Here is a 21,660-nt window from a genome sequence, read left to right on the forward strand (position 1 = left end):
ACTCTTTCTTTCTCAGTGTTAGAGAACGTCTACTGATCCACGAGCTGGATCGAAATGTGGAACCGCCGCGATGAGGTCCCGCGTGTATTGCGCTGTGGGGGCCGCGAAGATCTTGTCAACGTTTCCTTCTTCGACGATCTGTCCCTGCTTCATCACAATGATCCGGTCAGAGAGATACTTCACCACGCGAAGGTCGTGCGACACGAAGATGTAAGCAACGTCGAGCCTGTCGCGAAGCTCGAGCAGCAAGTTCAGGATCTGCGCCTGTACCGACACGTCGAGCCCGGAGGTGATCTCGTCACAAATAATCAGGCGCGGCTGCATAATTAACGCACGAGCGAGGCTAATGCGCTGGCGCTGGCCACCGCTGAACACAGCCGGATAGCTCTGTGCGTCTGCAGCACGAAGCCCCACCTCTTCGAGAACCTGAGCAACTCGAGCGTCGCGATCCTTCGGGCTTCCCTCTCCCCTCAGGTCGAGCGAGTCTCCAACAGTCTGGCGCACTGTGAGGTGCGGCGCGAGCGATCCGTACGGATCCTGAAACACGTACTGGACGTCGTCTCTCAGCGTTCGGAAATCACCGCGAGTGCGCACTTGGGTCCCGTTGAAGTAGAGCTCGCCTGAGGTCACGTGCTCGATGCCAACGAGCATGCGTGAGACTGTGCTCTTACCCGACCCGCTCTCTCCGACGAGCCCGACGATCTCGCCAGACGCCACAGTCAACGTCACGTCGTCGACTGCCACAAGCGGAGCCCGCTGGCCGGGGATCCGGTACTCTCGCCGCAGGTGCTCGCCTCGCAAAATCTCAACCATCTGAGGCCCCTCTCGTCTCTGTCGGCACTCTGACGACGTGCTCGACGCTTCCGTCAACCGACTTCATGGTGCTCGCCTGGCGGGTTGCAGACATCCGTGGCCGCACTGCCGTGTATGGCTTGAGCGGTTCAGCCTTGGTGCTGTTGAGCGTCGGTGCGGCGTCGATGAGACCTCGTGTGTACGGATGCTGTGGATTATTCAGAATGCTCTCAACCGGGCCCGACTCGACGATTTGGCCCGCATACATGACCATCACCCTGTCTGCGACGGCGCCAATGACGCCAAGGTCGTGGCTCACGAAGAGACAGCCAAAGCCATCGCTTTCGATCCGTGAACGAATCAGGTTGAGAATCCCCTCCTGCACACTCACATCGAGGTTCGTTGTCGGCTCATCTGCAACGACAAAGCGGGGCTTGCATGCGAGCGCCATAGCGATGCACACACGCTGCTTGAGCCCGCCTGAAAGTTGGAACGGGAACGAGTTGAATCGTTCGCGAGGGTTTGGAAACCCGACGTCGTTGAGCGCCTCGATCGCACGCTCCTCCGCCGTCTTCTTCGTCATCGTCCCGTGCGCCCGCAAGACGTCGACGAGCTGCTTCTTGACTGTGCGAGTCGGGTTCAGCGCTGCTGACGGATCTTGAAAAATCATCGACAGCTCCGCACCGCGAAGCCTGCGCAGTTCAGCGTCGGTGAGCGCGGTCAGGTCATCTCCCATGAACCGAACCTCACCCGAGCGAACATGGAGCCCCTCGGGGAGCAGGCCCATCGTCGTGAGCCCAGTGAGGGACTTGCCTGATCCTGACTCGCCAACGAGCCCGACACATTCGCCGGGTCGCACTTGCAGGTCGAGTTCGTGCACGAGCGCGGGCGCATCGGGCGACACAGACCCGAGCGAAACCGAGAGGCCCTGCACGTCAATAATGGGGACGGCGCCCTGGATATTGGTCACAGCGAGGACATCCCTTCAATCACGCGATTTGCCGAGGTCAGCGGGCCGTCGGGCGCCGCGTTCTGCTCCGCATTCAGTGGGTCTTCAGCTCCGCTATCGACCGCGCGGAGCTTCTGGCGTTTGCGAACGATCGCCTCGAGTGAAGTGCCGAGCCCAATCATTGCTGCGCAGGTAATCGCGATCATGATGCCTGGGAGCGTAGTTAGCCACCAGGCGTCGGCCATGTACGACTTGCCTTCGAGGAGCACGCCACCCCACGAAGCGGTTGGCGGCTGGATACCAAGTCCGAGGAACGACAGTGTCGACTCCATCACAATCATCGCGGAGGCCTGGAGTGGTGCGATCGTCAGTACGACGGGAAGCACAGTCGGTCCGATGTAGCGAAACAGCACTCTCCCGCCGCCGGCGCCGACCATCTCGGCCGCCCGCACGTAGTCTTTCGCTCGCTCACCAACTGCGACCGAACGCACAACGCGTGCGGCAGAGGCCCAGCCTGCGAGCATCATGAGGACAATGAGCACGCCGAGCGAGGTCCCGACCGCGCTCACAATGACGATCGCGAGGATCACGTAGGGCAGCGCCATCTGCACGTCAATGAGTCGCTCAACCGTCCAGCGCACTCCTGGCTGCGACGAGCTTGCAAGCAGGCCAGCCAAGACGCCTATGACGATCGACCCTGTCATGCCGATGAGCGCAACAGGCAGCGAAATTCGGCCGCCATTGACGATCCGGCTCAGCAGGTCACGCCCGAGGCTATCGGTTCCGAGCAGATGCCCGTCGCTGAGCGGCGGGAGTAGCCGCGACGCAAGTTCTTGCGCGTTCGGGTCAGGCAAGAAAAACGGCCAAACGAACGACATGAGGATGATGGCGACAAGCACGCTTGAGCTGACCCAAAACAGCGGGGTTGTCAGGGCAACCGCTGATGCCCGGTTCTTCGTCTTCATCATGCAGCCTTTCCGAGCCGGACACGGGGGTTCACCACGGTGTACAGCAGATCAACAATGAGGTTGATGAGCACGAACGTAATTGCCGCGATGATCGTCACTCCCTGGATCAGGGGATAGTCACGGGCGTTCATCGCGTTGAGCGCCACGCTTCCGAGGCCTGGATAGTTAAAGACCATCTCAGCGACGATGACACCACCGAGAACGGTTCCCATGTCGACACCGATTACAGTCATGAGCGGCAGGACTGCGTTTCGGTAGACATACACGAACCCAATCTTTGTCTCGGAGAGACCGAAGGCCCGGGCGGATCGCACGTAGTCTTCACCGAGCTCCTTGCGCACCCCGCTGATGAGCACGCGCATCTGGGAGGGGAGGATGCTCAACGTGAGCGCTGTGACTGGGAGCACGAGACTCTTCCAGTTGTCGAGCCCGCCGGGAGGAAGCCAGGCAAAATTCATCGCGAACACCGAGATCAAGAGCAGCGATACCCAGAAGAGAGGCGCGCTCTGACCGATAATCGCAAGCAGCGAGCTGAAGCGCGCGACGAGGCTGCCTGGGTTTCGAGCCGACAGCGTACCCAGGACTGTCGCGAGAACGAACGAAATTGCGAGCGCGATACCGCCGAGCAGCAGCGTGTTGCTCAGTGCTGGGAGCAGGATCTCAAGCACTGGAACTTCGTAGCGAAAGCTTGTGCCAAAGTCACCCCGGAACATGCCACCGATCGTCGTGAAGAGCTGCGTGATGATGGGTTTGTCAGTGCCGAACTGTTCGCGATAGGCCTGCAGCACTGACTCCTGCGTGAAGACTTGCCCGCGGATGCGGGCCGGGTCACCGGCAGTCAGCCGGAGCGCGAAGAAGGCTCCCACCGAGATCACGCAGACAACGATTGCGGCCTGTCCGATACGTGAAAGTACATATCTCAAAGTGGGTGCCTCCTTCGGCTCCTGGCAAAACCCCCGGCACCTTCCGGGGAGGGCACTACTTGGCTACTGACGCGTTACGGAGAAGCGGCTCCCCAATGAGGGGATTGCGCTCGTACCCGGTGACTCGATTGTTGACGAGCGTCGTCCACGTCTCGTCGCTCAGCCACAGCGTCAGCTGGTTGTCCCACATGTACGTCGCCGCAGCGTTGATTGCCGCGTTACGCGCGTCGCCCACCGTGGAGTTCTGCGCGCCCACAAGCTCGTCAACCTCCGGGTCGGCCATGTTGAACACTGCCTCACCAGTCGCCCCGGTGAACGTTGCAAGGATGAAGCTTGGGTCGTTGTTGAACGATGCAAGCGTGTTCATGCTGAGGTCATACTGCGGGTAGCTCGTGCGGAACTCACCCACCTCAAGCTGCGTCACTTCAACCTCGATACCAACATCCTTGAGGTTCTGCGCGATCGCCTGGTCAATCTCAAGCTGGCCGGGGACGAGGGTGCTCGTCGCCATCGTCAGCTTTAGCCCCTCGGCCTTACCTGCCTCAGCAAGCAGGCTCTTCGCCTTTTCTGGGTTGAACTCGAACTTCTCATTCGCCGGCTCGTAGCTGTCGAGTGTCGTCGGGATCGCGTTGAAACCGACAGGGTTGACACCGTGCATGATGCTTGCAGCGATGCCTTCTCGATCCACGGCATAGGCAAGCGCCTGCCTTACCTTGACGTCCGCAAGCGGCCCATTGTGCTGGTAAATCATCACGATCTGCGACGGGGGCGACACCGATTCAACAGTGATGTCGCTGTTGTCCTTGACAGCGTTGACGTAGTTCGGGCCGGTTCGCGTGGTGATGTCTACCTGGCCTGCGAGCAGCGCGTTTTGTCGCGCGTCAGCATCGGCGATGTAGCGAAGTACGACACCGTCGTTCTTCGGAGCCCCACCCCAGTAGTCAGCATTCGCTTCGAGCGTGATGTCGTCGTTCGAGTACGAGACAAACTTGTACGGGCCACTCCCGTTTGCCGTGCTCTTGAAGTTCTCTGGCGATTCGATGTCGGCCTTCGCAAGGATCGACACGGCTGCAAGGGAGTTCTCGAGCGGGCCAAACGGCTGCTCCGTGCGCACAGTCACAACGTCGCCCTCTGCGCTCGCTTCGCCCGCAGTAAGCAAGATTGATTTCGCGAGGGGCTCGCTCCCTGGGACCATGAGGCGGTTCAGGGAGGCGACGACATCGTCTACGGTAACCGGGGTACCGTCGTGGAACTTAGCGTCCGTACGCACAGTGAGCTTCATCTCAGTGTCACTGACCCACTCCCACTCGGTCGCCAGGTTTGGGCCGATCTTGCCCTGTGCGTCCATCGAAAGCAGCGTGTCATAGACGAGCGATGCAACCTGCTCGTCGACAAGCCCGAACGAGGCAGCCGGGTCCCAGTAGGCAGCCGTCGGAGGCTCAGCGTTGGCGACGATGATCTGACCGCCACGGCTTTCACCGGTGTCTCCTCCCTCGGTGGCGGGCGAGCTGCATGCGCTCAGCGTCAGGGCCGCCGATGCGAGCACCGCGATTCCCGCGAGCTTCCACCGCCCCCGCATTACTCGTTCTAGCCTCATTGCAAAACTCCTGTTCGTCATTGAACTTTTGGACGTTGGCAGGCGTGAAACGGCTGCCGAGTACCGATCATAGCGTAGACTGTCGACTGTTAACAATCACGTTTTAAAACTGTTATCCTGCATCAAGTACTGCGACTTCCCAGCTCTCGACGATGAGAGCGCGACGAGAGAAAGTGTTCCTATCAATGAAGATTCGTAACGTAGTAAGCGCGGGGCTTATCGGCGCAACCCCCAAAGGCGGGTGGGCAAACGAGCTCAATCCAAATGACTCACTGCACACGCTTATTGCAGTTCACACGGATGACGGTCTCACGGGGCTCGGAAGTGTATTCACTCACCAGGACCTCGTCGCAGGATCCCTCTCAGTGCTGCGAGATCTGCTCGTTGGCGAGGAGCTTGACTCTCCGTCGGCGATGACCGAAAGGCTCCACCAGGCAACGTTCTGGATGGGCCGCGGCGGCTCCATCACGCACACGATAAGCGGCATCAACATGGCGCTCTGGGACGTGTTCGGTCAACATGCCGGCCTCCCTGTCAGCCGCCTGCTCGGCGGCGATCACCGGAGCAAGGTTCGCCCGTACGCCTCGTTGCTCATGGATGAACCGAGCGTCATGGTGCCACGACTCGAGGGATACGCTTCAGAGGGGTTTCGCGCATTCAAGATCGGCTGGGGCAGCTTCGGCAGAGACAGCGCGGCGACAGACGAGCGCATCGTCGCCGCAGCCCGCGAAGCAGTTGGCCCTGACGCCTTACTCGCCGTCGACGCGGGCGGCAGCGACGGATTCTGGCCCCACGGCTACAAGTGGGCACTCAACACTTCACACATGCTCCACGATTACGGCGTTGCCTGGTTCGAGGAGGCGCTCTCACCCGATGATCTCGCCGGTTTCACTGAGCTCACCAAACACTCAAGGGTGCCCATAAGCGGCGCGGAGACGCTGACGCGCCGCCAGAGCTTCACGCCATTCATTGACGCCCGCGCTTTCGACATCATCCAACCAGACGTCACCAAAGTGGGCGGCCTCGACGAGTCCCTCGCGGTCGGCAGGCGAGCCGAGGAGGCGGGGATGCGCCTCATTCCACACGGTTGGAATACGGCGGTTGGCCTCGCTGCAGACCTGCACACTGCAGCCGCGCTGCCGCGCACAGACCTCGTGGAGTACTGCACAGGCTCCGCATACATCGACGACATCGTCGAAGACGGCTGGCGCCTCGACGAGAATGGGCTCCTCGACATTCCTTCCGGTCCGGGACTCGGCATTTCGTGGGATCGCGACGAGATCAAGAAGTACACGGGTGGCGCTTCACTGTTTCTCGAGTAGCGAGATGTGAGCACGGGACACACTCGGCGCGCAAAGCGCCAAGGCTCAGGCCTCGGCGCGCAGTGACGCAACAAGCGCGCCGAGTGCGTCTGAGATCTCGTCGATCGTGGTGTCGACCTCTGGCACGACACTCATCATGTCGTAGCTACCGTGTACGAGCCCGGCGAACTCCAGGTAGTCGACCTCGACCCCGGCTGCGGCGAGTCGCGCCGCATACGCACGGTTCTCGTCGCGAAGAGGGTCGTACTCTGCGGCGGCAATGATTGCAGGCGCCGCAGTTGCAAGGCGACTTGAAGCGATGGGGCTGATCAGCGGGTTATCCGGGGAAGTACCGTCTGGGAGATACTGCTCGATTGCCCAGACGATGTCAGCCCACTCAACAAAACACCCGACACCGTTCTCAACGCGAGACGGATAGCGCCCCGGCGAGACGTCGAGGTCGACAACTGGGTACAGCAACACCTGCCCCTCGGCACTCTCACGCTCCGTCACGGCGAGAATCGCGGCGAGGTTTCCTCCAGCACTGTCTCCGCCGACGATCACCGGGCCCTCGCCGCCGAGCTCAGCGCGGTGTTCGCACGCCCAGTGGAGGGCAGCTGTCGCGTCATTCAGGGCTGCGGGCCACGGATGTTCCGGGGCGAGGGCGTAGTCAACGACAAGCACCGCAACGCGTGCCCTCGCGCACAGCGCTCGGACGAGAGCGTCAGCGGTTGCAATGCTGCCTGTCACCCACCCACCACCGTGGTACCAGACGAGCGTCGCCTGGCTCACGGCGTTCACTGGCCGGTACAGGCGAGCAGGGATCAGGCCGAACGGGCCAGGAATCTGAGCTGGGGTCGGAGCTGCAACAGCATCACGCGACGCCATGGGCGCAAAGGCTTCAATGTCGGCCTCGTGAAACCGTCTCGCGTCTTCGATCGCAACCGGCGCAGCGCCCGGTCGCGCGTAGTCGACATCAGCCTCCTTCAGCTCAATCAGTCTGACAATGGCTGACACAATCGGCATCCAGCTTTCCCTTCTTCGTCTGCGGTCACCACGGCGGGCGGCCGCTAGCGCGTTGCCTCTTCGAGTAGCTCAATCACGTGCCTGTACCGTTTGCCGGTTGCCCGAGACATGCCGATCTCGCAGGTGCGGTTCGCAGACACGTAGGCATCAAACTCGCCGAGTTGCGTGTGCACCTCACGGAGTTCTTCGGCTTCACGCATAGTGGCGCTCTCAGTGAGCTCTGGATGCAGCATGCCGCGGTCGCCGGCGAACGCACAGCACCCCCACTCATCGGGGACAAAGACCTCGTCAGCTGCAAACTCCGCAATCGCAGTGAGTGATGACGTTGCGCCAAGTGCTGTCGTCGAACACGTCGGATGCACCGCGATGCGAGCGAAGCTCAGTGTCCGGGTCAGCTTCGGGAGCGCCTCACGGGCGACGAACGTCGTTGCGTCTTCGACGCGCAGCCGCCGAAACTCCGGGTGATCCTCGAGCGCCGCACGCAACATGACTTCCACGCCCTCGGTGCACGAGGCCGCATCGCAGATGACGGGCAGCTCCCCCTCGCGACTCGCCTGCCAGAGGGCTGAGAGCGTGCGCTCCGACATCAGGCCATAGCCCTCCACTTGCCCTTTCGACTTCCACGGGGTGCCACAGCACAGGCCGCTGTCTGCCAAAGGCACCGCGTATGGGATCCCCGCCCGGTCGAGCACTGAACGAAGCGCGCTCCTGGACCCCGGATGGTCTGCGGCGGGCCCGAACATCTCACCGATACAGGCCGCGAAGAACACGACCTCGGCAGGAGCGTCGGTGCTCCCCAGCCCGAGATCCTTCTTGGCCGAGCTTCCGCCTCTCGGGAGGCCCGCATCGTAGAGTGGCACTCGGTCGCTGCCAAGCAGCGCACGCCCGACTTGCGTCACCCCGCGAACAATCGGCGCAGGCGTGGCTTTCGCCACAGTGAGCGCCGCGCCGCCAATCGAGGTGACTACGCCCCAGTGTTTTGCAGCAGCGCCCCACGCTGCGGATTCGACTCTGCCGGCTGACTCTGATCGCAGTCGCCGAACGAGATCTCCCGTATTGATGCCGACTGGGCAGGCGACACCGCACATGCCGTCAACCGCGCAGGTCTGCACGCCGTCGTACTCGTACGAGTCCTTCAGCTCTGCGGCGAGCGCCGCGTCACCGCGCTCCTCAGCGGCCGCGATATCGCGCCGCAGAACGATCCGCTGGCGCGGCGTCAGCGTGAGATCCTTACTCGGGCATGTTGGTTCGCAGTATCCGCATTCAACACAGCGATCGACCTCCGGTTCAACCTTGGGCGACAGCTTGAGGTGCTGCAGGTACGAGTCAGCTTCTTCTGAGAGCACGACACCCGGGTTCAGTAACCCGCTCGGGTCAATGAGTCGCTTGATCGCCCACATGAGATCTGTGAGCTCGTCGCCGTATTGCCTCCGAACGAAGGGTGCCATCACCCTGCCAGTCCCATGCTCTGCTTTGAGGGAGCCCCCCTGCGAGAGAATCAGCTCGACCATGTCTTCGACGAACCCTTTGTGGCGGGCAACCCCGCCTTCGGTATCGAAACGTTCGGTCAGCATGAAGTGGATGTTGCCGTCCTTCGCGTGTCCGAAAATGACGGCATCGTCGTAACCGTGCGTAGCGAACAACTCGGCGAGCCCTTCGCACGTCGCGAACAGGCGATCGACAGGCACGACAACATCCTCGAGGAGCGCCGTCGTCCCTGAGGGCCTGGCCCCCGCAACAGCCGTATAGAGCCCCTTCCGCACATGCCAGAGTGACGCACGCTCTCCTGGGTCTTCCGTGAGCGTGGCGGGCGTGAGCAACTCGAGATCCTGAAGCGCACGAACCGCTCGCTCGCTGCGGCGGCGCAACTCGTCAGCGTCACCGGCGTGAATCTCCACGAGGTATGCCGCCTGCTGCTCGACACAAATGTCAGTGATGGTTGTCGGCACATCCGGCAGTCCCTGCGCCACACGAAGCGATGTAGAGTCAAGAAGCTCGATCGTCGCGAACCCAACTTCAACGAGGCGCGGCAGCGCGGCTGTAGCCACTGCGAGCGAGGGGAAGACGAGCAGTCCTGTTGCGACAGCGGGCAGGATCGGAACCGTCGCAAACCGCGCTTCCGCGACGAACGCGAGGGTCCCTTCGCTTCCGATTACGAGGTGCTCAAGGATACGCACCGGGTCATCGAAATCGAGCAGCGCGTTGATGCCATATCCCATCGTGTTCTTCATCGCAAAGAATGCCTGAACTCTGGCGGTGAGCTCGGGTTTCGCGCGCAACTCATCACGAAGCTCGGCGAGCCCTGTAAAGATCTCAGGCTCCTGCTCACGCAAGTGCTCTGACGCGTGCGGGTCGCCGGTGTCGAGAATCGTGCCACTCGGCAGCACAAGCAGGAGCGACTCGACGGTCTGATAGCTATTGGCTTCGATGCCGCACGCCATTCCGCTGGAGTTGTTCGCGATGACCCCGCCAATCGTGCAGGCAATCTCGCTCGCCGGGTCTGGCCCGAGCTTGCGGCCATGCCGAAGGAGCCTGGTGTTCACCTGGCGAACGGTCGCGCCAGGTTCGGCGGCAACTCGCACTCCGCCGTCAGCGACTCGGATGCCCCTGAAATTGCGCCTTGTATCGACGAGAATCTCACCGCTCACCCCCTGCCCAGACAGGCTCGTGCCCCCGGAGCGGAACGTCACGCTCACCCCGGCTTCACTCGCCGCCTGAAATATCTCCGCAACCCCATCGGCGTCGTGTGGAACGAGCACTTCGTGTGGGACCAGCAGATAATGCGAGGCGTCGTGCGCGTACGAAAAACGATCGATTGACCGAGTCAACTTCTCGGTTGCCCCACTCGTCAAGCGGCGCAACGGGGAATCGATTCGTACCGTTGAAGTCATGTGGTGAACCCCTTCGTTCCAGACGCGTCGTCGCCGTGCGAGGCAAAGCGCATCCGTGGCTCGAACCCGAACCAACCCCCGCCTCAAGGATTGTCTGACAACTATACCTGGATGACGATGCGATACGCTACTGACATGACCGCCCCACCACCACAGCTCCCCGGGTTCGGCAGCGCGCTTCAGATCCGCGGCGTGGTCGATGCAGTCGCGGCTCAGTTAAGAGAAGCGATCTTTGCGGGCACACTCCCGCCGGGTGCCGCTGTCACTGAGGCGCTCGTCGCTTCGGAATTTGGCATCGCAAGGCCAAGCGCGAAGGCCGCAATCGAGAAGGTCACTGCCGAGGGCCTCCTCCAACGGACTGCGAACAGAAGCGCCCGCGTGCTGACAATCGACACCGAAGACGTGCACGACATCTACCAGACCAGGAGAAGACTCGAATCGGCGGCGCTGCGGGACCTCGCCTCGACACTTCACGCGCCAGAGCGAGCGAGAATCGCGAACGAACACATCCGGGCGCTACGGGCCGAACACCCAAGTGAAATCATCGACCACGATCTCGAGTTCCATCTCGCGATCATCGACGCCCTCGATAGCGCTCGCATGAGCGCATCGTACCGACGCATCCTGTCAGAGGTTCGACTCTGCATGGCGCAGGTCCAGGGCAGGCAGCTGCTGCACCCCGACCTGATCGGGGATGAGCACTCCCGAATCCTCGCCGCGCTTCAGCTCGGCGACGCAGAATCTGCCTGCGAGCACCTCACAACACACCTAGGGCGCGCGGAGTCGCTTCTTGTGGAGTCCCTCACCCACGAAGAGTGACGAGTAGCCCACCACCGCGGGCCTCTCATACGCACCCTCAAGCGATGCCTGGATCCAGGGCTCGAACGCCAGCTCAGTTGAGCGGACGCACCGAGGCCGGAATTGCTCCGTCAGCGTAGAGATCGATCGCGAGATCCTGATACGCCGTGAGCGCAACCCGCTGGGTCATCGGCCCGTAGGAGATGCGGGCGACCCCGAGCTCCTCGTACTCGCCCGCAGTGAGCGCGCCCGGCAGCCCAATGACGCTGATCTTCCGCTCTCCGATGCCATCAACGAGCTTGCGAGTTGTGTCGGCGTCGAGCACGCCGGGGACGAACACGACGTCTGCGCCGGCAGCGAGGTACGCGCGGCCGCGCTCGATTGCGTCGGCGATGGATTCCTCGAGCGGGCGTCCGCCCGCGCGCACGAACGCGTCGGTGCGCGCATTGAGAGCAAACGGCACGCCTTCGACTGCCCCAGCCGCGACGACCGCCTCGATCTCCGAGACAAACTCCGACAGCGGCCGCAGTCGATCCTCGATATTTGCGCCGACAGCACCAACGCCAATGGCGCGGCGTGCGACCTCACCCGCGTCGCCGTAGCCCGCATCAAGGTCTGCACTCACGGGCAGGTCACCGGCAGCCTCAACGATGCGCCCAACCATGTCAAGGGTGAGTTCGAGGGGAATCTCCCCGTCGGCGTAGCCGAACGTGGCCGCAATCGAGTGCCCGGCGGTCGCGATCGCACGCGTCTCGGGCAGAGCCGCGACGGCCTTCGCCGAGATCGCGTCCCAGACATTGACGACGCGAAGAATCTCGGGTGCTGCGTGCAGTTCAGAGAGGCGCTGAGCCTTGGATGCCTGGGTAGTCATGTGGCCACGCTACCAATCGACGCGGTGCGGCGAAACCCCCCGCGCTGGGGGCTTGCTGGCAATGCAGTGAGCCCCACTCACGATAGATCGCGAGCGGGGCTCAAATCCCAAAGCCGACGTCCGGGTTTTAGAAGTCCCAGTACTCGTCATGGGCCGCGTGATCACGCGGAACTTCGGAGGTTGCAGCGGGGCCGTGCCCTCTGCGTGCCACTCTGAAATAGGCTCTGTGTCCACCGGTGTCCAGCAGTTCGTGGCACGCCTCGATTCTACCTCGCACGGGCCAGTCAGGCCTCTAGCGCACCCTGGTATTCAAGTTTCTCAAGGTGTTTGAGGCTCCTCAGCTGTTCCAGGAAGGAGTTGTAGTCGTCCACATTCTTAAGTGGATCGCTCGTCAATTTGAAGTCACGCCGCAACCTAGTGGTCCTCGCATGGACTACGTCTCCAGCAAAGGTGTCGTCAACTGCGGCATCAATTCGTTTGAGCGTTGAAAGTGCACGATCCCGAGTACAGCCGCCAGCAAAATCGATCGAGAACGTCTCGATGATGCGTTGGAGCCGCTGGTCTCGACGCGCATCTGCTTCCCGCTCGCGAGCGAGGGCAAGTGTGTCCGCGAGCACCTGGATCAATGCCGCAAAGTTCTTCTGCAACGCGGGTGCACCGTTTGGCATCGCCCCACCGGCACTATCAGCATCGGCGAGCAGGGCAAGCAACTCCTTCGCGAAGCCAGCTTTGGCAATCCCAGTGTCGAATACCGCCTGAAACGCATCGGCAAGTGCGTCCCAGTGGCTGCCGTCGTGTGTACTCAGGCGACCTCTCACTCCCTCTTCTGTCAGGGCCTTAGTTGACTCTTCGTCAGCCCCAAGGAACGAGCGCGCGTATCGCCTGGCTGCAGCTACAGCAATGTTCGTGGGGATGATGTCTTCCGGCTCTCGCACCGTAACGCCATCCGCAATAGTGAGGTCTGCATCGCGTGCCCAATCGGCAAGATTGATTACGAGGTCATCGGAAACCGTGGGCCTGCCATGTGCACCGCCTCGCTGAATCTGCCTCTGCATCGTCTCGCCAGACGTGTCGCCGTCAATGAGGACTGCGCACGCAGGCTTAATCTGGTCCCGACCACGCGCGAGATAGAGCATGTAGGGCACGTTCGATCCTCCGTGGACGATAGTGACCTGGTTTAGGTCGAGGCACTGACTCGGTGGCATTCCTCCACGAAGCAGACGCGCATTCATCCCTGCGAGCAACACCTGATCTGAAATTCCTTCGACGAAGAGATTGTCACCACCTATGAAGGCAGTCTCGGCGACAAAGGCACCTAGTGACGTTCGCAACGGCTCATAGTGGTTACGAGTTGCATCTTTCACGAGGCGAGTACCCTCATCACGGACACCCTTGTCCACAACACGGACGCGATGACCAGCGTTTCTGTTGATCAGGAACGGAGAGTGTGTGACATAGACCACTTGATCCTCGCGATCAGAGTCATCAGGACGTGCATGGTGTTCGAGAACTCTGAGCAGATCCTGCTGTCCCAGTGCCGAAAGGTATGCATCGGGTTCGTCCATGAGAAGAACCTCAGGAACCCCGGCAGGCCTATCGTGTGCCAGTAGCTGGACATAGTAGCTAAGGAAGTATCGAAGTCCTCGGCTCCGCTCGGTAAATGAATAGTCTGTGCCTGTCCGATCGCGAATCGTGAATACGAGTTCGTGTTCGCGTGGGGAGACACGGAGCTGAAACTCCGGATCCTGGGTCCACCAACGTGAGATGTTCAAATGCCTGGCGATGGAGTTATTCATCTCCTGGATCAATCCGTTCACCAGCCCTTCGCGCTCCTCGGCGATAGCCTTCTGCAGTTCGACGAAGCTCGACCGTTCAATGCGAGCGACATGAACTAGCAGGTCTACGCCAAGCTTCTGGGCGGCAGCTTCATGCACTTCTACCTGACGCGGGATGAGACTTGCGGCCTGCGCCTGCACATCAGTCTCAGACGTCAGGGCAGAAAGAATCTGCATCAAGCGTGAACGCTCCTTGCGACTGCGCACATCCGCTTCATCCTGAGCGAGCGCTGCGATAGAGACTGAGTCGGGGAGCGCAATCTCAGTCTCTAGCTCATGCGGATGCGGAAGCATCGCTTGGATAATGTCCGATTGTTCCGATGAAAGTGTGACGCGCTGATCCTCTCCATCGACCACAACATTTACGCCTGGCTCCTGGCGCAAGAGAAGCAAGTTTCCGCTTTTCTGAAGTGGAATCTCATGTTCCGCTAGAGTTGCGGACTCCTCATTCGTCGGAGTCACAGTGAGTCCAACCTCAGGAAAGAGGCGTGATCCGTTCTCGACGGAGAAGAGTGATGACGAGCGGCAGAAGTCCCTCTGAAGTAGTCCGTCTCCGGTGAGTGCGATCTTGACTGCGTCGAGTAAGTGCGTCTTGCCGGATTCGTTTGCACCAACAACCGCAGTGACATCGGGTTCGATTGGTACCCGAACGTGAGGCATCCACCCGTCATTCTCCATCAGCTGCCAATCTTTGGCCGCGCCACCGGGCGTGGCCTTAAGTTCGTAGTCAAAGTTGAATGACTTGTAGAACCTAATCCACACCTCTCGAATCCTCATTTATGCGCCTCCGCTCGCTTCCTGCGCGACCCCGTCGGTGCGCTTACATTCCACGATAGGGCCGACCACCGACATTCGAACGAAGTATCGGATCTCTCACCTGATTCGGTTAACCGCGTAGGCCGATATCTGCCGAGGACAGGCATCAGATAGTTCCACGAGACTCGCGAGTCTGAACCGGCCGCCGCCGATCCGATTCTCGACGTCGTTGGATCGCATCCACCTGGGACGAGCGACATGCTGATACCGCTACCTCTGCCCGAGCGCGGTCTAGAGCTTGAATCGCGGTTTCTGGAAGGGGGCCAAGTGCAGTCAAGGTCGTTACCTTGTATCGATCACGGTACGCGGCCACACTACGCGCTGCTTGTCGCCACGTTGCGGCCCGCCGCTGGTCCGAAGGCTCGGCACCGAGAGATACAGTCCAGGGCTCTGAATTGGCGACGGCGGCAGCGAGCACTGCGTCTGCCCGCTCTTTGATCAACTCCGCCCGCTCCATGAGTGCACGTTGCATCTCCTCACTCATCGCGCCAGCTACTTCGGGAATGAGTCCAGCGATGAGCCGCGCGGGCTTCTTGCCACGCGGCGACCCGGCGGGTTGCGCGGTTGCCGCGGCGACTCGATGTCTGAGCACCGCGGCGATGTCGTCGGCGTCACCGAAGTCTCGGGCACGGACCAGACGTGCCAACAGCACATCTACGTCATGGTGATTGGCCTCAGCCCGGCGCAGCTCAGCGGAAAGTGGCCCGAACGCATCAGAATCGACCACACTCTCCGCTTGCTCAGGGCTCAGCCCAGAGGCCCGGACCAGCGATGCCCACCGGTCGCGCTGCGCGGCAGCGGCGATCGTCTCGTACTCGGCGGCGAGCTGGGCGATGGTTCCCCAGGTCTCTTGCTCGGCGGTGAGGGTCTCGTGCGCGGACAACTCGGCACCCACGTGTTGGAGCACGCCACTCATAACGCTCTCCGCGGTGGCCTCCCCGCTATCGCCGGGGTGTGGACCTGAGTGGGAGTCATCGGGCTTATCGAGTGCGACGTAGGCGACGTTGGCGTCGCGGCCTCGGGTCATTGCGACGTACAGGCTCTCGCGCGTCAGGGAAGCATCCACAAGTACGTGCGCAGTGTCGGTCGTAAGGCCCTGGGCGCGGAAGGAGGTGACGGCGTACCCGAGGTCGACGTGCTCAGCGACGTAGTCTGCCGGGAGCAGCAGGTTGGCTCCTCGCGAGCGCCCTTCGCGTCGTATGAGCATCGAACCGTCCGTGCGGACATCGAGAACGCGCCACCGGTCACCATTGCGTACCCAGCTCCCACCTGACCGGAGCCGCCGATCGTTCTTACGCGTGATCACGACGTCGCCGTTCGCCGCTTGGGTGCCGTCATGCAGGTCGGCCTCGCGCGGGCCACGCACAACACCATCGAGGATCAGGTCTGTCCGTGCCCGCACGTTGAGCGCAGTGACCGACTCGTTCGAGTCCGAGACGAGCACGGTCACCCGCCCGGCGAGTTGGTCCGTCCGCCACGCCGCGTACGCGGCCTCAATCATGGTTTCGGTACCACCCTCAACGATGCGATCGTGCTTAGCGTAGATATCGAGCACTTCGACGTGACCGTGGCGGAGGTCGAGGGAGGCGCGCTTCTCCCACTCGTGTGTGAAGCGGTGCACGTCGACAAGTTCGGCGACGTCGTCACGGTCGTGAGCGAGGAGCCCGAACGCACCGCCCGCGTCCACGGCTTGGAGCTGGGCGTAGTCACCGACGAGCAGCACTTTCGCCCCGGCATCCGCGGCGAGCTGGGTGATGCGGTCGAGTGACAGTGTTCCGGCGAGGGATGCTTCGTCGATGATGACAAGCTGGTTCGCGTTGAACGTCTCACCGGTTTGGAGGTGTGTCTGCCACCACTTCACGGTGTTCTCCGTCGCGATTTCAAGGTCTTCACCGAGCACCTGCGCCGCGCCGGATGATGGCGCGAGACCAACAACCGAGCCTGGGCCGTGTTCCTTTTCCCACGCCTGCCGGAGCACGCTCATCGCTGTCGTCTTTCCTGCTCCGGCAGGTCCGACCAGCACGTCGATCGCGCGTCCAGATACGGCGATCCTCACCAGTGCGGATGCTTGATCAGCCCCGAGCATCCGTCGCTCATTGTCAGGCTTCCGCGCGGCTCGTTCGATGGTCGCCAGCGGAATCGTCGGTCCCGACATTGTGCGCGACAGCTGGAGCAATCGGTCCTCTGCGTCGAGCAGTTCCCCGGAGGAGAAGACCGTGGAGTTCTTCGGGCGGAACACCGACGACTCATCGGCTCGACGGAACACTGCGGGGCTGGAGGCCAGCTCAGGTGGCGTCAGCCGGAACGATGCACCCTCGGCAGCATCCACAACCATCCCGATCACCGCCTCACGATCGCGCATGCTCGCAAAGCGGTACCCCATCGTCTGCCGTGCCGCCTCGGCGGTGAGGTTCCAGCGTCGCCAGGTCGAGCGCTTCTCCCCCACTGTTGCGACCACGCTCGAACCGAGGTTCGCGATGACGTCCAGTGGCATGTCGTCAGCGCGCAACAGCAGCGGCGCATCGTTGGTCACGACCGTTCGTGCCCAGCTCGTCGCGTCGTCGTCCAGGATCGCCCCGGCGCGTTGCCTCCACCGGTCGGTGAGGTCAGCGAGCGAATGGATCTCTTTCTCCGGCCGCGTCGTGAGTGTCGCCTGGGCACGCAGCTTGATGATCGTCGCGCAGGACGGTTGCCTGCCATGCTTCTCGACATACGCCGCGATGAGACGATCCTTCTCCTCATCAATGTGTCTCGAACGAGACGAAAACGCATCGATTAGAGCCTGGGGCACTGACGCAATACTCCACGCCGGGTTTCGGTCGCGACCACGCTCGCGGGATTCCCATTCGACCCCCAGCGTGCGTGTGAGGTGATCGGCGAACACCGCCTCGTGCAGCTCAGAGAGCGCCACCGTCGCTGCGTGCATCGGTCGGCTGTCCAAGCTACGCCACTTATTGTCGAGCACGGTCTGGACCTTGTTGCTGATCACGACGTGGGTGTGCAGGTGAGGATCGCCCGCCCGCGAGTCGTAGTGGTCGTACACCGTCGCGATCAGACCCTGCACGTCGACCTGCGCAACGGCACCGTCGCCCGGGGTTGCACCGGCGCGCGTCGCTGCAACTTCGCGCTCCATGAACGCAACCACCTCTGCAACCGCCGCATGGTGCGCATCAACGATGAGCGATTGCGTACCCGCGTCGGCCACGGCCCACAGCACCGAAGCGGACTTCGGGATTGAAAACGTGTAGTCGTACCCCGCGACCGCTCGACGTGTCCCTCGCGCTGACTCCTCAGCTTCGATCGCCGCCACTTCTCTGCCGCGTGCCGCCGCGCTGAGGTCCGGCGCGAGTGCGGCGACACGTTCGGCGATCCGCTCATTCTTTGGCTTGTACTGCGGATACGCCCGCCCCAGCGGCTCGCCTGTGATGGGGTCGCGGCCCATGCCAATGAGGAGCTGGAGCTGTGCCTCGGAGACCTCTTCGCCCACTGCGAGCCGTCCGTCTCCAAGCGCAGCAAGGCCGTCGCCCATCCATCTGCCGGGTGGCGTGCCGTCGGCGTTGTAGTAGCGCGTCAGGGGTGTTGAGAGGTCGCGGTCACCGTCCCCGGCGGCGACGGTGCGCAGCAGGTACTTGTAGCCATCGCCCGCCGACATGAGCCTCATCGACACCGTCATTCGTGCCCACCTTTCCTCCGTCATGGAGGAGGTGAACATGCGGCATCTTAGGCGTCGCGCACTCGTCGCGGAAGGCGGCGTTCCTCGATCTGCCAGACGCGTGGTGCCTGCTGATCTGGCAGATCAAGGTCGGAAGCCTTCTCTGGCCTTCGCAAATCCTCAAGAGGGCTGCCTTGCGAGGTGATTCAAGCGACAACCGAGTTATCGACTGCAGCACTGGCCCGAATTGAAGAAGCGATCAGCGACGCGAGGCGTTCGAGATACGAGCGCCAGGTCAGGTCCGTTATCACGTCGTAACGACTCGGGAAGGGGAGCTCGATGAGGCGGAGGTGGAAAACAGGCTCCGTCGCCCTGAGCAGCACCGAACGAGTACCTCCCGCCGCCGCACCGCGCACTGGATAGAAGACCGCGGCGCCTTCCGGCTTGCCGATTCGTGGCGCATCCGCCGTGTGGCTGTAAGCGAAGAGCTGGTAGGCGTCGGCGGCTCCGATTCCGGACTCATCCAACTTGTACTTCGCGTCGGCGAGGATCGTCCTACCGTCGAGGTCGAAGTAAAAGTCAGCGTTCCCGCGCTCTCCGCCTATCCACGGCGACTCCACCGAGAGCTGTTCGGAAACCGTGCCCCGATCCGCGCACATCCGGAGCGCGTCAGCAAGCACCTGCTCCCACCACTTGTCCATGTAGAGGCTGATGCTGATCGCGTGCGCAGTCGAAGATTCCTGGCCCTTCGGCATGATCGCCTTGCGACCAAGGACCTCGGCACTGAGGTCGAGGGCGGGCTTCCAGGAGCGATCGAGCGAAGATATGGCGAGGCGACCGTATGCCAGAAGCGCCCGCTCCCGGTCAAGAATGCTGACGGAGTCCAGCCGCCGTGCGAAGTCGATGGCGCGCGACCGAAGCGGGGTAGCAATCGTTGAGAAGACAGTCGGGGCGGGATCGGTGGCGACGACTCGAAGCGCGGCGAGGACGATTCTCAGGACGTCCGTGTCGGTCGACAGCTCATCAAAGGTCGATTCGACCGCGGGTTGTCCGGTGAGGATCGACAGCGCGATGCCCTGAGCTGACAGTTTCCCGCGCGGCGTACTCAGCGTCTCAGTGTGGGTCCGGTACCGCGGCCTGGCCCGATCGATAACTCGACCAACCTCCTCAAGGAACATCTGCTGAGTGACGATCCTCAGCAGTGATGCTTCCGGAGTCCCCTGGTACCCGGCATCGCCGACCGAAGAGCGCTGCCGTCTCGCCAGCAACATCAGCCGGACGGCATCCTCAAGACTCCCGGCTGCAGTCGACCTCTTGGAGCCCTCAATGGCATTCACCTGACGAACGCGTTCCAGGAGGTAGCCGTCGCGAGCGGCACTTTCCCCTCCCAACCCACCGGTGGTCTCGAGCAACCCCTGCGCGATCCGCTCCCGTGCGGTTGGTTGGGTGACGATCTCAACGACGTCGAGTTCGAAGAGGGTAACGTGGGTCGACGTTCCCGGGGTGTGCAGCATCACGGAGGCGATGCCACGCCCGTCAGCCCAAGGCTTTGGCAGCACCGTGAACGTCACCGCACCCCCCGAGCCATCGTCTAGGACCGCGAATCCCGCGCGCGCGCCACGGGGGCTCGCCTTGATAGCGATGCGAACGTTACCCGCCCGCGCTCGCATAAGCAGCACCACTCTCTGTCCCGTCCTCGACATCGCCCGTTATCGGAGTAGTCGGCGCGTACTCCTCGATTGTCAGACCGCTCGTGAGACCGAAGCCGGCCTTCACGATCTGCAGGCCGAGCTGTGCATGCATGAACCGTTCGAACGCCGCAAGACCGTCGAGCACCACTGCCTCGACTTCGGTAGGCAAGTTCTCGCGCACCCAAGCCTCACGGAGCCGCGCGACCAAGAGTTGTGGAACGAACGCCTGCGTCACCGTGTCGATGAGCTGCGGGAGGATCGAGTAGCGCCAAACGACGCGCTCTCCACCATCGCCCCGACCTGGCTCCGTCGTACGGAAGGCGCCGAAGCTCCTTCCGGAACTGTCAGCTTTCGAAGTTCCGGAATAGAATGACCGATCAACGAATGACTTGAGAACGGAATCCTTCGCACCAGCGAATGGCGTGTATTCGAGGCGAAGTCGCCGAACGCCAAGTGGGCTGAGCACCATCACGCCGTCGTTAAAGCCCTGCACGGGTAGCCTGCCGCCAGCATCGTCGAGAGTGTCCAGGCGGGAGTTGCCGGGTCGACACAACTTCACCTGCGTATACGTATGTCCGAGGTATTCGACCTCGATCGGCACGACGTTCGCGCCGTTGTCGAGCTGATCTGCAGTGAGGGGAGCGGCAATCGCGGTGAGTAGCAGGTCCACCCAGTCCTTTTTCGGTAGCTGAACCTGCGTCGCACCTCCACCAGCACCCGCAGTGTCGCGAGTTTCCGTCCAATAGCCCGCCAGCCCGGGTACCCGCACATCCAGCTCGAAAAGGTAGCTGTGACCCAGTGTGCTGTCTGGCCCAAGAGCAGCCCGCAGCGCCGTATTGAGCTGATCTAGTGCGTCCACCGATCGCGAGATGACCTCCTCTCCGACCTCAGGCAATGCGGAAACAAGGCGGTCTCTGAGAGCGTCTCCTGCCAACGGCTCAGCGCGAACGAACGCAAAACGACGTCGGAGCGCTGAGTCGAGCGGTGCGATCGAGCGATCCGAAGAGTTCATCGTTCCGAGGATGTAGAGGTTGTCCGGTACACCTAGCGTCAGGTTCGAGTATGCAAGTTGGGTGGCGGCACCACCCAACCAGCAGTCATCGTGGTTTGGTTCTGACTTGGTGCACTTTGGGTCATGCGAGAAACGCTTGGACGCCTCTAGCCCGAGCAGAAGGTCGCCGAGAACCTTTGAAACGTTCGCCCGATTAATCTCATCGATCAGCACGAGAAAGTCGCGATCTGGCTGCGATCGCGCCTCACGTATCCACTCACGGAAGACGCCAGGGAGGAGCTCAAAACCCTTAGGCGAACCATCCGCGTTGTAGCGAATGCCTTCAACAAACTCTTCGTATCCGGTGCTCGGATGAAACGTGATCGCCCAGTGCCCGCTACCATCGGCAGTTCGACCGTTGCCGTCAACACCCTTCATTCGCGGCCAGGCCGCGGCGATCTCCGCAATCGAAAATGACTTTCCCGTACCGGGTGGTCCTTCAAGAATTACATTCTTGAAGACTTGAAGCGCGCTGATCGCTTCGTCAATCATCCCGCCT

The 21,660-nt window shown here is 61.9% G+C and carries 14 protein-coding genes; 2 read left to right on the forward strand and 12 right to left on the reverse strand.

All coding sequences use genetic code 11. From position 1 onward, the window contains the following. Positions 1-18: 18 nt before the first annotated feature. Genes KI794_RS14475 through KI794_RS14495 form a run of 5 tightly spaced genes read right to left on the reverse strand, consistent with a single transcriptional unit; the run spans position 19 to position 5,229 of the window. Complete coding sequence (locus KI794_RS14475; RefSeq protein ID WP_119282681.1) at positions 19-813, reverse strand: ABC transporter ATP-binding protein; 795 nt, start codon at positions 811-813, stop codon at positions 19-21. Next, on the reverse strand, positions 806-1,762 hold the full coding sequence (locus KI794_RS14480) for an ABC transporter ATP-binding protein (RefSeq protein WP_119282680.1): 957 nt from the start codon (positions 1,760-1,762) through the stop codon (positions 806-808). Before KI794_RS14480 ends, KI794_RS14475 begins: the two co-directional genes overlap by 8 nt. Then, complete coding sequence (locus KI794_RS14485; RefSeq protein ID WP_119282679.1) at positions 1,759-2,709, reverse strand: ABC transporter permease; 951 nt, start codon at positions 2,707-2,709, stop codon at positions 1,759-1,761. Before KI794_RS14485 ends, KI794_RS14480 begins: the two co-directional genes overlap by 4 nt. Next, entirely contained in the window at positions 2,706-3,632 is a 927-nt protein-coding gene (locus KI794_RS14490) for an ABC transporter permease (protein ID WP_119282678.1), read from the reverse strand. Before KI794_RS14490 ends, KI794_RS14485 begins: the two co-directional genes overlap by 4 nt. A 55-nt stretch (positions 3,633-3,687) precedes the next feature. Further along, entirely contained in the window at positions 3,688-5,229 is a 1,542-nt protein-coding gene (locus tag KI794_RS14495) for an ABC transporter substrate-binding protein (protein ID WP_255808494.1), read from the reverse strand. A 185-nt stretch (positions 5,230-5,414) separates the two neighbouring features. On the opposite strand from KI794_RS14495, the gene KI794_RS14500 reads away from it, so the two are divergent. Then, the gene (locus KI794_RS14500; protein ID WP_119282676.1) at positions 5,415-6,551 is read left to right on the forward strand and encodes a mandelate racemase/muconate lactonizing enzyme family protein; all 1,137 of its coding nucleotides are present in this window, start codon (positions 5,415-5,417) and stop codon (positions 6,549-6,551) included. A gap of 45 nt (positions 6,552-6,596) precedes the next feature. On the opposite strand, the gene KI794_RS14505 is transcribed toward KI794_RS14500, so the two are convergent. Next, positions 6,597-7,556 (reverse strand): alpha/beta hydrolase, encoded by a 960-nt coding sequence (locus KI794_RS14505; RefSeq protein ID WP_255808495.1) that lies wholly within the window; start codon positions 7,554-7,556, stop codon positions 6,597-6,599. 44 nt (positions 7,557-7,600) lie between these two features. After that, on the reverse strand, positions 7,601-10,447 hold the full coding sequence (locus tag KI794_RS14510; RefSeq protein ID WP_255808496.1) for an FAD-binding and (Fe-S)-binding domain-containing protein: 2,847 nt from the start codon (positions 10,445-10,447) through the stop codon (positions 7,601-7,603). Positions 10,448-10,582: 135 nt separating this feature from the next. Between KI794_RS14510 and KI794_RS14515 the strand changes: the two genes are divergently transcribed. Then, entirely contained in the window at positions 10,583-11,266 is a 684-nt protein-coding gene (locus tag KI794_RS14515; protein ID WP_119282865.1) for a GntR family transcriptional regulator, read from the forward strand. 73 nt (positions 11,267-11,339) lie between these two features. Here the strand turns inward: KI794_RS14515 and KI794_RS14520 are convergent, their stop codons facing one another. The 5 genes from KI794_RS14520 to KI794_RS14540 all read right to left on the reverse strand — a co-directional run bounded on the left by KI794_RS14520 (position 11,340) and on the right by KI794_RS14540 (position 21,653). Further along, on the reverse strand, positions 11,340-12,116 hold the full coding sequence (locus KI794_RS14520; RefSeq protein WP_255808497.1) for an isocitrate lyase/PEP mutase family protein: 777 nt from the start codon (positions 12,114-12,116) through the stop codon (positions 11,340-11,342). Positions 12,117-12,400: 284 nt separating this feature from the next. Beyond that, entirely contained in the window at positions 12,401-14,728 is a 2,328-nt protein-coding gene (locus tag KI794_RS14525) for an AAA family ATPase (RefSeq protein WP_255808498.1), read from the reverse strand. 145 nt (positions 14,729-14,873) lie between these two features. Beyond that, positions 14,874-18,440 (reverse strand): MobF family relaxase, encoded by a 3,567-nt coding sequence (mobF, locus tag KI794_RS14530; protein ID WP_255808499.1) that lies wholly within the window; start codon positions 18,438-18,440, stop codon positions 14,874-14,876. 185 nt (positions 18,441-18,625) lie between these two features. Then, the gene (locus KI794_RS14535) at positions 18,626-20,089 is read right to left on the reverse strand and encodes an McrC family protein (protein ID WP_255809779.1); all 1,464 of its coding nucleotides are present in this window, start codon (positions 20,087-20,089) and stop codon (positions 18,626-18,628) included. Continuing rightward, positions 20,070-21,653, reverse strand: a complete 1,584-nt coding sequence (locus KI794_RS14540) for an McrB family protein (protein ID WP_255808500.1) — start codon at positions 21,651-21,653, stop codon at positions 20,070-20,072. The genes KI794_RS14535 and KI794_RS14540 overlap by 20 nt, the downstream gene beginning before the upstream one ends. Positions 21,654-21,660: the final 7 nt, after the last annotated feature.

Origin of the sequence: Leucobacter aridicollis (assembly GCF_024399335.1) — a bacterium.
In the GTDB taxonomy this organism is placed as follows: Bacteria; Actinomycetota; Actinomycetes; order Actinomycetales; family Microbacteriaceae; genus Leucobacter; species Leucobacter aridicollis_A.

Coding starts and splice junctions, on each gene's coding strand:
- KI794_RS14535 (WP_255809779.1), bottom strand. CDS start 20,089: ATGCGAGCGCGGGCGGGTAACGTTCGCATCGCTATCAAGGCGAGCCCC.
- KI794_RS14525 (WP_255808498.1), bottom strand. CDS start 14,728: ATGAGGATTCGAGAGGTGTGGATTAGGTTCTACAAGTCATTCAACTTT.
- KI794_RS14515 (WP_119282865.1), top strand. CDS start 10,583: ATGACCGCCCCACCACCACAGCTCCCCGGGTTCGGCAGCGCGCTTCAG.
- KI794_RS14505 (WP_255808495.1), bottom strand. CDS start 7,556: ATGCCGATTGTGTCAGCCATTGTCAGACTGATTGAGCTGAAGGAGGCT.
- KI794_RS14485 (WP_119282679.1), bottom strand. CDS start 2,709: ATGATGAAGACGAAGAACCGGGCATCAGCGGTTGCCCTGACAACCCCG.
- KI794_RS14510 (WP_255808496.1), bottom strand. CDS start 10,447: ATGACTTCAACGGTACGAATCGATTCCCCGTTGCGCCGCTTGACGAGT.
- KI794_RS14520 (WP_255808497.1), bottom strand. CDS start 12,116: ATGACTACCCAGGCATCCAAGGCTCAGCGCCTCTCTGAACTGCACGCA.
- KI794_RS14540 (WP_255808500.1), bottom strand. CDS start 21,653: ATGATTGACGAAGCGATCAGCGCGCTTCAAGTCTTCAAGAATGTAATT.
- KI794_RS14475 (WP_119282681.1), bottom strand. CDS start 813: ATGGTTGAGATTTTGCGAGGCGAGCACCTGCGGCGAGAGTACCGGATC.
- KI794_RS14500 (WP_119282676.1), top strand. CDS start 5,415: ATGAAGATTCGTAACGTAGTAAGCGCGGGGCTTATCGGCGCAACCCCC.
- KI794_RS14495 (WP_255808494.1), bottom strand. CDS start 5,229: ATGAGGCTAGAACGAGTAATGCGGGGGCGGTGGAAGCTCGCGGGAATC.
- mobF (WP_255808499.1), bottom strand. CDS start 18,440: ATGACGGTGTCGATGAGGCTCATGTCGGCGGGCGATGGCTACAAGTAC.